The organism is Acidobacteriota bacterium (genome assembly GCA_016716435.1).
Taxonomy (GTDB): domain Bacteria; phylum Acidobacteriota; class Blastocatellia; order Pyrinomonadales; family Pyrinomonadaceae; genus OLB17.
In genome coordinates, this window is record JADJWI010000003.1 from 1,064,534 (window position 1) to 1,077,120 (window position 12,587).

Annotated in this window: 11 protein-coding genes; all 11 read right to left on the bottom strand. The window is 57.0% G+C overall.

Annotated elements, in window-relative coordinates:
- Nucleotides 1-11 precede the first annotated feature (11 nt).
- Nucleotides 12-464: a hypothetical protein gene (locus tag IPM21_08375; protein ID MBK9163914.1), complete on the bottom strand. Its 453-nt coding sequence runs from the start codon at nt 462-464 to the stop codon at nt 12-14.
- Nucleotides 465-467: 3 nt separating this feature from the next.
- Complete coding sequence (gene nhaA / locus IPM21_08380) at nt 468-1,736, bottom strand: Na+/H+ antiporter NhaA (protein ID MBK9163915.1); 1,269 nt, start codon at nt 1,734-1,736, stop codon at nt 468-470.
- Nucleotides 1,737-1,891: 155 nt separating this feature from the next.
- Entirely contained in the window at nt 1,892-2,818 is a 927-nt protein-coding gene (locus IPM21_08385; GenBank protein ID MBK9163916.1) for a calcium/sodium antiporter, read from the bottom strand.
- Nucleotides 2,819-2,825: 7 nt separating this feature from the next.
- Nucleotides 2,826-3,278 (bottom strand): CBS domain-containing protein, encoded by a 453-nt coding sequence (locus IPM21_08390; GenBank protein MBK9163917.1) that lies wholly within the window; start codon nt 3,276-3,278, stop codon nt 2,826-2,828.
- Between the two features lie 30 nt (nt 3,279-3,308).
- Nucleotides 3,309-5,792, bottom strand: coding sequence for a cation-translocating P-type ATPase (locus IPM21_08395; GenBank protein MBK9163918.1), 2,484 nt, complete (start codon nt 5,790-5,792; stop codon nt 3,309-3,311).
- 23 nt (nt 5,793-5,815) lie between these two features.
- Nucleotides 5,816-6,754 (bottom strand): universal stress protein, encoded by a 939-nt coding sequence (locus tag IPM21_08400; GenBank protein MBK9163919.1) that lies wholly within the window; start codon nt 6,752-6,754, stop codon nt 5,816-5,818.
- Between the two features lie 170 nt (nt 6,755-6,924).
- Entirely contained in the window at nt 6,925-7,938 is a 1,014-nt protein-coding gene (locus IPM21_08405; GenBank protein ID MBK9163920.1) for a glycosyl hydrolase, read from the bottom strand.
- A 61-nt stretch (nt 7,939-7,999) separates the two neighbouring features.
- Entirely contained in the window at nt 8,000-9,235 is a 1,236-nt protein-coding gene (serA, locus tag IPM21_08410; protein ID MBK9163921.1) for a phosphoglycerate dehydrogenase, read from the bottom strand.
- A gap of 70 nt (nt 9,236-9,305) precedes the next feature.
- Complete coding sequence (locus tag IPM21_08415; protein MBK9163922.1) at nt 9,306-9,899, bottom strand: hypothetical protein; 594 nt, start codon at nt 9,897-9,899, stop codon at nt 9,306-9,308.
- Nucleotides 9,900-10,020: 121 nt separating this feature from the next.
- Nucleotides 10,021-10,752: a hypothetical protein gene (locus IPM21_08420; protein ID MBK9163923.1), complete on the bottom strand. Its 732-nt coding sequence runs from the start codon at nt 10,750-10,752 to the stop codon at nt 10,021-10,023.
- Nucleotides 10,753-10,888: 136 nt separating this feature from the next.
- Entirely contained in the window at nt 10,889-12,298 is a 1,410-nt protein-coding gene (gene lpdA, locus IPM21_08425; protein MBK9163924.1) for a dihydrolipoyl dehydrogenase, read from the bottom strand.
- Nucleotides 12,299-12,587: the final 289 nt, after the last annotated feature.

Here is a 12,587-nt window from a genome sequence, read left to right on the forward strand (position 1 = left end):
CCTCCTTTGGTCTAGCGGTCCAATTTTTTCGTCTCTTCCTCGTCCACGTCGGATTCGGCAAAGACCTGCTCGAGTGGAGTGTGCGAAGGAGGAAGCTCGGCACGGTATTCAGCGAGCGACCGATCGATCTCTTCGACCGCCGAGCGGCCGCGTTCCCAGTCATCCTTAGCGAGCTTGAGCGTCAGCTTGCCGTCCTGATTCGGGAGTTCGGAAAGGACGGCCATCGTCTGAGTTCGGATGACGATCTTCGCGCCTCGTTTGAAAAAGCCCTTGCGAAAGCGGATGTCCATTATCTCGGCAATCGGCAGGCGAACCTCTTTCACACCGCCGCCGATGATGCCGAAGAGCTTTGCTTCAAACTCGAGCACGACGCCGGCTGAAGAGAATTTGGCGATCCCGTTGACCGACGTGAGGCCGTGGTTGGTCTCCGTCTTGAAGGGTACGCTTGAGAATCCGTTTGCCATAGGTCAGGCGGGTTGTTCCTCGCCGTTCTCGTCAACCTCATAATCCATCGTGTCCATGTCGAAGTCGCCGACATTCGGCTGGCCGAACAACTTGAGAAAAATGAAGCCCAAAGCTCCGGCTGTAACGGAAGCGACAAGGATCGCCATCTTTGACGAATTCACGGTCGCCGAGACGAAGTCCGGAGAGCCGCCGACGAACGCAAGATTAGTGATAAAGATCGACATTGTAAACCCGATGCCGCCAAGAAAGCCTGCGCCGAGCACGTGTTTCCAATTAAGATCGAGCGGCAAGCGGCAAATGCCTACCATTACAGCAATGAATGCGACGAGGGTAATGCCGATGGGCTTGCCGACGACCAGGCCGAGAATGATGCCGAGGCTGTTTGTAGTTGAGAGGTCCGCTGCCCAGTCTCCCCCGATGACGATGCCGGTATTTGCGAGGGCGAAGATCGGCAAGATGATGAACGCGACCGGCCGGTGGATCAAATGCTCGAGCCTGTAGGACGGTGATTTCTCGTCATCACGTTTGTGGGTGAAGGGAATGGCAAACGCGAGAAGCACGCCCGCGATAGTTGCGTGAACGCCCGATTTGAGCATGAAGAACCACATGAAAAGCCCGCCGACGAGATACGGGATAAGGCTCATAACGCCGAGCCGGTTGATGGCGATCAGCAATGCGAAGACGCCGAGCGCAAGCCCAAGATAGACCAGGGAGAGTTCGGCGGTGTAAAAGATAGCGATGATAATGATCGCACCGAGGTCGTCCATTACTGCGAGCGCGACAAGAAACACCTTGAGCGAAGCCGGAACACGGCTGCCGAGCAAGGCAAGGACGCCAATCGCGAAGGCGATGTCGGTCGCCATCGGGATACCGATACCGGCTTGTGTCGGAGTTCCGGCGTTAAAACCGAAGTGGATCAGCGCGGGAAGAGCAAGCCCGCCGATGGCGCCGAAGATCGGAAGCAGGGCGTTTCTGACGTTTGAAAGCTCGCCGGCGTAAAGTTCGCGTTCAAGTTCAAGCCCGATCATCAGAAAGAAGATCACCATCAGAGCGTCGTTGATCCAGTGTTCAACGCTGAGCCTCAGGAACCCCTCGACACCGAGGTATGTTTTCAAGTAGAAATCCGGATATGCCTGTCCGATGATGTTCGCCAGCAGAAGCGAAACAGCGGTACATCCGACCAGCACCATCGCGCTGGATTTCTCACTATCAAAAAACTCCTTGAACGCCTTTGTCAGGCGCTCATTTCTTATACGAAGTATTGGCTTCATCGGTTAAAAAGTATTATTGCTATGGTCTCTCGAGCCCGACGGATACACAGCGGAGGCCGTCACGCCCTCGCATGTTTACGTCAAAGCCCGAACATTGCTCAAACTATATAGATTTATACAAAAGCCCCGAAAACTCAATTTGCCATTTACCGATTCTAGCGATAGCCGACGATGGTGATCAGGTAGGCGGTATACAAGGCAAAGAGAATCAGACCGCGAGTTCGGCCGATCACGCCGTCACGTCCAGGAAATGTGAGAGCGACCGTAACGACGCCAAAGCCAAGCCCTACGGCGACCTCGCCGACCGGCAGGCCGGTCATTGGGGTAATAAGGGCGGCGACTGAAACTATCCAGAGGTTATTGAAGATATTGCTCCCGAGGATCATCCCGAGCCCGATCTCTTCGTGACCGCGAAGCTTTGAGATGATAACGGTCGCAAGCTCAGGCATCGATGTGCCGACCGCAACAACGGTCGCTCCGACAATGAAGGCATTGAGCCCGTAGGAAAGTGCGATGGACTTTGCCCCGGTCACGATCAGGTGGCCGGCGAGGACCAATGAGACGAGCCCGCCAACAGCGGAAAGAACTATGATCGTTTTTCCTTTGGTCTCCGGGAGATGAGCGAAACTGGCCCGCTGTTTGCGGACCTCGATCACCACCGCCACGATCCATGCGACAAAGACGAGGAGCATCACGGCTCCATCAAGCCGGGAGATCTCTCCATCGATGAGCAAAATGCCGGTCAGGATCGGGGCGAGAAGTGCTACTGGAAAGTCACGCTTTACGGTGTCTTTCGAGGCAGTGATCGCCGAAAAGGCGAGGGCGACCGAGAGGATCACCGCGATGTTGACGACGTTGCTGCCGAGAGCGTCGCCGAGCGCGATCTGCGGCGTGCCCTGGAGGGCCGAACCGACCGAGACCGCAAGTTCCGGGCTTGAGGTGGCGAAAGCCGCGATGGTCGCGGCGATTATCCCCGCAGGTACGCGTGCCCACCTCGCCAAGCCGACCGCGCCGCGGACGAACAGTTCGCCGCCGATCGCCGCCGCAGCCAACCCGCAAAGTAAAATCAGGTAATCACCCACAGCTTTTTCAAGCTCGCTCGTCGATCATCATTCGAAGCAGGTCGTGACGGGCAATTATCCCGACCGGGACGCCACTGCGGACGACCGGGAGCCGATTGATGTCGTGTTTTAGCATTAGCTCCACCGCAGAAGCGACCGGCTCGTCTTCTGCTATCGTAACGACCGAACGTACCATCACGTCTGCGACCGGCGTTGCTCTGGCCGAATCGTAGATCTTTTCCAGCCCATCCGGCGAAAGCCATTGGCCGAGCACCTGCGGTGCCCGAAAGGTCGAGAACGGCACGCCGACGCTCTTTGCGGCAAAACTCGATTCGGTTACAAGGCCGACAAGTTCGCCCGTTTCGCCGACCACAGGAAGGCATCCGAAGCCCTTTTCGAGCATTTCCGTTGCCGCATCGGCAAGCGATGCGGTGGCCGATATTGTGACGACCGGCTGCGACATTAGTTCTTTGACCTTCATAAACTTCGTTTCCCGCGGGCGCCCCGGCGGTCACCTCGCCCTTAGTGCAAGCCGCCGGTCGACCACGACAAATATTTCGGCCGCCAGCCATGTGACAACGATCGCCACTCCAATGATACCGACTGCCGCCGGATCAAGCCATTCAAGGCCAAGCAGGCGTCTGAGCGGCGGCAGGTAGAGGGTAGCAACCTGCAGAACAATGCCAGCCGCGACGGCTAAATGGAGGACGTTGTTCCGCTCGGGGGCGAACGATATCCTCCGCGAAGGGTATGCCATTACGAGCTGCGCGATCGACTCGAAGACGAAAACGCCCGTTCGCGTTGCGAGCAGGCTGTAGCCCCATTTTGGCATCATCACAAGCAAGACGCCGCCCATCAGAGCCTTGAAAAACCCGGTCCAGACAATGAACCGGACCGAGACGCGGTCGAGGAGCGGTTCGGATGGATCGCGAGGCCGCTGCCTCATCACACCGTGGTCGCGGTCGAGCCCGAGTGCGAGTGCCGGCGGGCCATCGGCGATAATGTTGATCCAGAGTAGCTGAACGGCGGTGAGCGGCAGCAAGAGCCCTCCCATCTCGTCAGTTAACCCGAGAAGGAACGACCCAAATGCTCCGCCGACCACCAAAAGGACCAAAGCAAAATTGGTCGAAAAAAGAAACCGGATGAACTTCTGTATATTCTCGTAGATGTTCCTTCCTTCCTCGATCGCGGTCACGATCGTGGCGAAGTTGTCATCCATCAGGACCAGGTCCGCCACTTCGCGGGTGACGTCGCTGCCGCGGTTGCCCATTGCCACGCCGACATCCGCTCGCTTTAGGGCGGGAGCGTCGTTGACGCCGTCGCCCGTCATTGCGACGATCTCGCCGTTTGCCTTGAGGGCACTTACGAGACGCAGTTTATGTTCGGGGTTGACCCGGGCAAAGATGCTGGTTTCCGCGACAGCCCTCCGAAGCTCGTCCTCGGAAATGGACTCGATCTCCGCTCCGGTAAGCACGCCGGTTACGGGAATGCCGATATTTTCGGCGATCGCTCTCGCGGTCGCGGGGTGGTCGCCGGTCGCCATCAGCACGCGGATCCCGGCGTCGAGTGCGTTCTTGATCGCTCCGGGCACCTCGGCTCGCGGCGGGTCCCAGAGTTTTGCAACGCCCAGAAATTCGATCGTTCCATCACTGTCATCAGATCCCCGGCCAAATGCGAGAACGCGAAAACCCTCAGCGGCGAATCGCTCCGTGCGAGCCTGCCAGTCCGCTTTATCGGCGGCGGAAAGCGAGCTTTTCTCGAGCAGAACTTCGGGAGCACCCTTAAGAAAGTTGACCGTGCGGCCGCCTTCCGGCACGCTCACCTGCATGAATTTGTAGGCGCTATCAAAGGGGATCGAGGATGAGCGTGGGAAGCGGGATCGGACGTCGTCGATCGCGAGCCCTTGTTCGGCAGCGTATGAAAGCAATGCAAGCTCAAGCGGGTCGCCGATCTCGCCGTCGGCTTCCGCGTCGTTGGCGAGGGTCATCGCACGAAGCACAAGCTCGGCATCAGCGGCGTCGATGCCCTTGACGACCATTTTGTTTTCGGTGAGCGTGCCGGTCTTGTCGCTGGCAATGACGGTAACGGAGCCGAGAGCCTCGACAGCGCTCAAGCGGCGGACGACCGCCTTTCGCTTGGCCATCCGCTCGACACCGAGAGCCAGAGTTAGCGTAAGAACAGCGGGAAGCCCTTCGGGTATCGCGGCGACCGCCAGGGCCACTGCGAAGATCAGGACGTGCCCAAGCCTCGCCGTTCCTTCGATCATTAATCCGCCGACGACGATCACGACCGCGAGCAAGAGCACGATCTTTGCGATCTGTCGGGCAAAGCCATCGAGCCTTTCCTCAAGCGGCGTCTTCCCGGCTTCGATCTCGCCGATCATTACGGCAAGCCGTCCGGTCGCACTCTCTTTGCCGGTCCGCGAAACTTTGAAGAAGACCGTTCCGCGAACCAGGAGCGTACCGCTCATTACTTCGTCGCCCTCGGAGCGTTCGACCGGGACGGATTCGCCGGTGAGTATCGATTCATCCAGCGAAACCGTTCCGTGGCCGAGCAAGATTCCATCGGCGGGAACGCGGTCGCCCGCCTCAAGGCGAACCACATCGTCGGGGACAAGTTCTGCTGCCGGAATATGAACGAGGTGGCCATCGCGAATAGCCCAGGCGAGCGGGGCGGCCATTTCCTTCAGCCGCGAAAGGGCGGCCTCGGACTTTCCTTCCTGATACATTCCGAGGCCTGCATTCAGGATCAGAATGACGGCGATGGCGATAGATTCGAACGGAACGCCGACGGCACCTTCGAAGAACCAGATGAAGGCATCGACAATGAGGGCAAGAAGGAGAATGTAGATCAGCGGACTTTGAAACTGCTGAATGAACCGCGCAAGCAGGGAAGGCCCCGGCTTTTCCGCGACGGAATTTGGGCCGTGCTTTTCTAGTAGGGCCTTAGCCTCCGAGCTTGCAAGGCCGCCAAATTTAGCGAGTTCCAGTCCCATCGATCATCGTTTCGAGTGCGGCCTTAACACTCGGGTTGAGCCATACGCACGACCTCGACCGAGCATTCGGCCCGGGCCGCGACCGTCGCCGATACGCTGCCGATAAGCAATCGTCGAAAGCGGCTAAGCCCGCGGGCCCCGATGAATATGCAATCGGCTTTCCAGTCGATCGCTTCGTCGAGTATCACGCGGCGGGCATCGCCCCAACGGCAGTTCTGCGAGATGGTTCTTCCCGTTTGCTGCATTCGGCGGGCTGGTGAGTTGAGGACACGCTCGACCCACGCCTTTGCTTCGTCAGAATCTTCTTTGCCCTCTGGGACAAGGTCCAAAACCGCGGTTTCGGGCCTGGATGCTGGATCGTCATCCGCAGTGATCAACCGGAACTCGGTATCTTCCGGCCAGTTTCGCCCGACGACCGTTTCGACACAAAGGTCGGCATTCTGCGAACCATCGACCGCGATTAGTATCCGCAACGGATCGCCAACGGCCGACCGACGCTCGCGGGCGATCCGGACAGACGTCCGAGACTCGTGCAGGACCTTCATCGAGACGCTTCCGAGGACGGCACGCTCGACGAATCCGCGGCCGTGCGAGCCGACGACGACGAGGTCCGGCTGCCAATCATCGGCAAAGGTGATGATCTCCCAGGCGGGCTTGCCGGTCCGGACCTCGGTGCGAACACTCCACCCGGGAAAAAGGGCCTGGACCTTTGCGGCAGCGGTCTCGGCAAGCCGCCGAGTGTTCTCGAGAGCATCATTAACGTGGCGGCGAAGAAGTTCGGTGTTTTCCTGGGACACCTTGCCGCCGGATGTTGTAACACGGTCGATTATCTCGGGTATCTCCCATGCATCAGTGATGCACATTAAGACCGCTTCGGCTTCGCTCGAAAGGCCCGCACGCGTCAGATCATCGATCGCGGCATCAGCAAAATTGGAACCATCGTAGGCAATCAGTATTTTCATAGTCTAAATAAACAAGGCTGGAACAAAACCGTGCGGCTGACAGGCCGGGACGCCTGAAAATGCGTTCGCGGAGCCGCGTTTAATGAAATGCAGGTAATGCTTGCCTTTTATTTTATCAGCAAATAGAGGCGGGCCGAATTGGTGAAAGTTCGATTTTGTGAATCAGCAGCCTACCGGCCGGAAAGGCGGTAAACAGAGCCTGCTGGCCCGACGGCCCAGACCGAACGGCGGCCTTTGGCGGCGACGGCATTGAGGTTTTCGTCGCCGATCTTTTTCCACGTCGCCCCGCGGTCGCTCGAGAGATCTGTTCCGTTGGTGCCGACGGCGATCAGGGTTCTGCTATCGATATAGGCTACGGCCGAGCGGTAGCCGGAGAGCCCCTCGCCGGCGTACCAGGTCTTGCCGCCATCGCGGGTAAATGCGAGATTGTTTGCCGCATCGGCCGGTTTTTCGTAGTTTCCGCCGACGGCTGTCCCGTGGAGTCCGTTGCGAAAGGTGACGGAGAAAATCCCGCTGCCGGGCGTGCCTTTGGTGACCGGTGTTTCGGCAACGAACCACGAGAGCCCGCGGTCATTCGAGCGAAAAACGCGAGCGTCGTTGCCGCCGGTAACGAGAAAAACGTCCGACTTGCCATTAACGATGAGGCAGGTGCCGCTCGCGGCAAACGCTGCTTCGCCGGCCTTCGCCCGCGGCATCTTGTCGAGCCCGGTGAACTTCCACGTCTTGCCGCCATCCATGGTGACAATAAGCTGATAGAACTCGCCGACCGGGTCGCTCATCGCAATGCAATTATTGCGGTCCCAACAGGCGATCGCGTCGTAGAACGCCTTTTCGTCCTTGTTCGTGAACTGCAATTCCCAGGTCTTGCCGCCGTCGGTGGTTTTATAAATACGCGAGGCATCGCCATTGCCGATGCTGAGGATATAGGCCGTATTCGCGTCAAAGGCTTCGATGTCGCGGAAGTCGAGCTTCTCAGCTCCCGGAACCGTCATCACGCTCCAAACCTTGCCGCCGTCCGTCGTCCTGATCACCGTTCCGCCCGTGCCGCTCGCCCAAACGACACGTTCACTCACGACCGAAAGCCCGCGAAAAGAGGCCTTGGTCTCGACCGACTGCTTTATCCATTGAGCAGAAACACCGAAGGCCGAAATGAGTACGAATATGGCGGTAAGTAGAGGTTTCATAGGACGAATGAGTCACATGGGTCACACAAGACGCTGCGAATGTCGAACATATTTTTGAGAGCTAATATACCATCCTCGCCTTTACGGTACCGGGAATATCCTTTAACAATTCGAAGGCCTCTTTTGAGATGCCGGTTTCTACGTCGAGGATGACATAGCCGATCTCCGGATTCGTGTTTAGGTATTGGCCGACGATGTTAATGCCGTGTCCGGAGAGCCGCGAGTTTATCTCACCGAGGACGCCCGGAATATTGCGATGGATGTGCAGGATGCGGTGCGTTCCGGCCTGCGGCGGAAGTGAGACGGGCGGCACTGTGTGCGAGCCCTCGCTGGTACCGTAATCGAGATATTTGATCAGCTTGCCCGTTACGTCGAGCCCGATGTTTGCCTGCGCCTCCTCGGTCGAGCCGCCGATGTGCGGCGTCAGGATGACATTGGGCATCCCCTGCAGCGGGCATTCAAACGCATCGCCGATCTTCTCGGGTTCCTCGGGAAAAACGTCCACGGCCGCTCCGGCAAGCTTGCCGCTTTTCAACGCCTTGCGGACCGCTGCGAGGTCAACGACGTCGCCGCGGCTATAGTTGAGCAGGATCGCTCCTTTTCGCATCGAGCGGATGGCCTCGGCGTCGATCATGTTTCGCGTGGTCGCGTCCGAGGGCACGTGGAGCGTGACGATGTGCGAGCGCTTGAGCAGTTCCTTAAGCTCCCGCATCTGCTTTGCGTTGCCGTGCGGGAGCTTTGTGGCGATGTCGTAATAGATGACGTGGAGCCCGAGCGCCTCGGCCATGTTCGAGACCTGCGAGCCGATGTTACCGTAGCCGATGATGCCGATGGTCTTGCCGCGGAGTTCGTAGGCACCTTTCGCGTCCTTCTGCCATTCGCCGCGATGGGCGGCCGTGTTCTTATCGGAGATCTTGCGGATAAGCATCACGCAAAGCCCAATGATCAACTCCGCGACCGAACGCGTATTTGCGTGCGGTGCGTTGAAGACCGCAACGCCTGTTTCGGTTGCGGCCTTGAGGTCCACCTGATTCACACCGATGCAGAATGCGCCGATGGCGAGCAGTTTGTCCGCCGCCTCGATAACGCCGCGTGTCACCTGGGTCTTTGACCGGATGCCAAGCACATGAACGCCTTTCACTGCCTTGACCAACTCCGCCTCGCTGACCGCACCGCCAAGCCGACGCACCTCGGTATAACCGCCGAGGCCAAATTCGCGCACAGCGGCATCGGAAATATTCTCAAGCAAAAGGATCTTGATCTTTGTTCGGGGGTAGCTAGTATTCTTTGCCGGCATAAAAGACCCAATTGTCGTCCGAAACAGGCGGTTATTCAAGTTCAGGAGCGGTAGGATTCGCCTGCGAGATCTATCGTTTTGGTGTTCCCTGTGCTTTGATCAGCGCTTCGTATCTCGCATGGATCGACTCAAGCGTTGCGTCGTCCGCGGCGGGTAAGAGAATTGTGTAATCGATCGGAAAGTTGACAGGACCCGCGCCCGGAGCTCTCGAGATCACTTCGCCACGAACCCTCCACCCGATGCGGGTTTTTACCTCCGCCCGCTCGACCGAATAAAGCCAAACGCCAAATCCAAACTCGTTTACGTCGCTAAGCATGAAGAGCTTGCCCGAATTCCCGTCGGAAATATAGATCCTGTCTGGAAGAAAAAATATGTTTGGGGCGGTGAGGTCATGTTTGTGCGCATCGGTCTTAATAACGCCGGAATAATGATCGAGCAGTCCGGCACCTTTCGTATCAGCAACAAATTCGCGTTGATATACGTCCACCCATTCCTCATCAGAATACGACAGCTTTGCGAAAACAAGATCACTATTGGGAATGTCGAGAGTCTTTACGGACGAGCCCGCATCCCTCGCCGCCCTGAACACAACACGCATCGCCGCAATTCCGCATATGAGCAGCGAAACAAAAACGATGATTGAGATTATGGCACCTACGTCCATATATTTATCCCAACTGATCCGGCAAATGCTCGACGATCACATATGTATCGTCGTATCGTGGACGCCTTCGGCGGCTTTCCATATCGCCTCGGCAATGGTCGGGTGAGCGTGGATGGAGCACCTAACCCTTGATCATCGCGTTTAAAATCGCCTGTAAGGTCTCAGACCGGCCGAGCGGTCCGATAAGAAGGACGAAAAGATTGACACCAATTGCGAGATATGTTGCCGGGTGCCTTAGCGTGCCGAACTTCCATGCTGCCACCACGACCATACCGATTATCAGAGCCTGCGTGACATAGCCCGGCGCTGTTATGTCGATGTTCGGCCAGTCGGCAATTTTTATCCCGATCCATACGTTTGTTAGGCCGCGGCCGAGCGCGGGCGTCATTATCAAAAAGACCGTAGAGATCAGCCACCATGAGTGATTCTCGATCTCTTTGCGATGGATTATGCTTTTGATGACCGCGTATCCAAATGCCGTTATCATAACGATCTCGACTACGGCGATGCCGTAAAAGAACGAAGGCTCAAAAGGGCCAAACCGTTCAGGCTGCAAACGGGCATTTTCCGCATTCACGAGATCGCGGTGCAACATGCTCAGCGCTGTAATACAAACGCCGCCTGCCACAAACATCCCGATGATCCCAAGCGTCCTATGCCTGACGATCTGGCCGTGCGTCGCGAAGTAGGGCTGAAGGATCAGAAAGAGATACCACACGGTCCCGGTCCAATAATGGACGTGTACCGCCCATGCGTTCTCAGAGAAGTCTCCCCAGTAGTCGATAAATATCCCCAGCTGCATGACGACCATCGGAACGATCATCCACTTATGAATATTTTTGTATTTGTCCATAGCCTCTTCTCCAGCTCGAACGCAACAATACGACTAGTTTTTGGTCGGATAATTTAGACCCGCCAAGTATAACAAAAAAGAGGCGGAACGCCTCTCTTTTGATCGTGTCAGACCGATTTCCTGATGCTGTGACTGCTTACATATGGATCGTCATGTCGTGGACGCCTTCGGCGGCTTCCATTACCGATTCCGAGACGGTCGGGTGGGCGTGGATAACGCGGCCGAGTTCGTCTGCGGTGGTCTCAAGAGCCATGGCGACACAGGCTTCGGCGAGAAGTTCGGTCGCGTGCGGGCCGATGATGTGAACGCCGAGGACCTCGTCGTATTTCTTCTCGGCGACTATCTTGACGAAGCCGTCGGTTTCGCCGAGGATGCGTGCCTTACCGCTCGCCGAGAACGGGAATTTGCCGACCTTTACGTCATAGCCGGCCTCTTTCGCCTTGGCTTCGGTCAGGCCGACGCTCGCGACTTCGGGGTCGCAATAGGTGCAGTTGGGAACAAGAGTCGGCTTGATCGGCTCGACCTTTTTGCCGGCGATCTTCTCGACGACCAGAATGCCTTCCTTTGAGGCGAGGTGGGCGAGCCATGCGGTATCGATAACATCGCCGATGGCATAAATGCCCGGTTCATCGGTCTCGCAATAGTCGTTGACCTTGATGGTCCCGCGGGGATTGACGACGACCTTTGTCTTCTCGAGCCCAAGGCCCTCAAGATAGGGCATGCGGCCGACGGCGACGAGCAGCATCTCGGCTTCAAACGTCACGTCCTCGCCCTTGGCATTCTTGCCCGAAACCTTGACGCCTTTCTTGTTCTTTTCGAGCTTATCGAGCTTGATGCCGGTCTCGCATTTGATGCCTTGTTTCTTAAAGGCACGGGCGAGTTCTTTCGAGACGTCTGCGTCCTCGATCGGCACGATGCGGTCGAGCAATTCGACAACGGTCGTCTCGCAGCCGAAGCGGTGATAAACGCTGGCAAATTCGACTCCGACGGCCCCCGAGCCCATTACGATCATCGACTTCGGCACGCTCTGAAGCTCGAGGATCTGGTCGGAATTAACGACCTGCTTACCATCGACTTCAAAGCCCGGTATCGGCCGGACGACCGAGCCGGTAGCGATGATGATGTTCTTGGTCTCGATCGTCTCTTTCTTGCCGTCGGCAAGTGCGACCTCGACCTTGCCATTGCCGGCGATCTTACCGTGGCCGTTAAAGACGGTGACCTTGTTCTTTTTCATCAGGTAGGTCACGCCGGCGGCGTTCTTATCGACGATGCTGGATTTGTAGTTCTGGACCCCGGCCCAATCGTAGCCGACCTCTTTTGCCTTCAATCCGAACTTCTCAAATTCGTGGGCCTTTTGATAAAGATGAGCCGCGTTGAGAAGAGCCTTGGTCGGGATGCAGCCGCGAAGGCCGCAGGTGCCGCCGAGCTTTGCATCTTTTTCCTTCTCGATGATCGCGACCTTAAGCCCGAGCTGTGCTCCGCGGACCGCCGCTACGTAGCCGCCGGGGCCGGCACCGATGATAGTTACGTCAAATTGTTCTGCCAATGCTTTATTCCTCGTTCTGATAAAGGTTTACTGCAAAACCATCATTATATCGGTTCGGCCAGCTTAGCCCAAACAGCCCTTCAATAGCCTGACATTGGCTCAATAACCCTCGGTATCCGGTTTAACACCGATTTAATGCAGTATTCACATTTCCGTAACGAATGTTACGTAATCTTTCCATTGCTTCACGAAATTTTGTTCCAGTCCACAGATCCGTCTGTTCATCGTTCAGTACTTGAGCTAGTCCGATCTGTATTGAAGTTCACCTTAATAATTTACGGTAGGAGAT

Bases quoted from the DNA above. Each gene is read 5' to 3' on its own strand.
- serA (MBK9163921.1), bottom strand. From the start codon at position 9,235: ATGCCGGCAAAGAATACTAGCTACCCCCGAACAAAGATCAAGATCCTT.
- IPM21_08400 (MBK9163919.1), bottom strand. From the start codon at position 6,754: ATGAAAATACTGATTGCCTACGATGGTTCCAATTTTGCTGATGCCGCG.
- IPM21_08405 (MBK9163920.1), bottom strand. From the start codon at position 7,938: ATGAAACCTCTACTTACCGCCATATTCGTACTCATTTCGGCCTTCGGT.
- IPM21_08395 (MBK9163918.1), bottom strand. From the start codon at position 5,792: ATGGGACTGGAACTCGCTAAATTTGGCGGCCTTGCAAGCTCGGAGGCT.
- IPM21_08390 (MBK9163917.1), bottom strand. From the start codon at position 3,278: ATGAAGGTCAAAGAACTAATGTCGCAGCCGGTCGTCACAATATCGGCC.
- IPM21_08420 (MBK9163923.1), bottom strand. From the start codon at position 10,752: ATGGACAAATACAAAAATATTCATAAGTGGATGATCGTTCCGATGGTC.
- nhaA (MBK9163915.1), bottom strand. From the start codon at position 1,736: ATGAAGCCAATACTTCGTATAAGAAATGAGCGCCTGACAAAGGCGTTC.
- IPM21_08375 (MBK9163914.1), bottom strand. From the start codon at position 464: ATGGCAAACGGATTCTCAAGCGTACCCTTCAAGACGGAGACCAACCAC.
- IPM21_08415 (MBK9163922.1), bottom strand. From the start codon at position 9,899: ATGGACGTAGGTGCCATAATCTCAATCATCGTTTTTGTTTCGCTGCTC.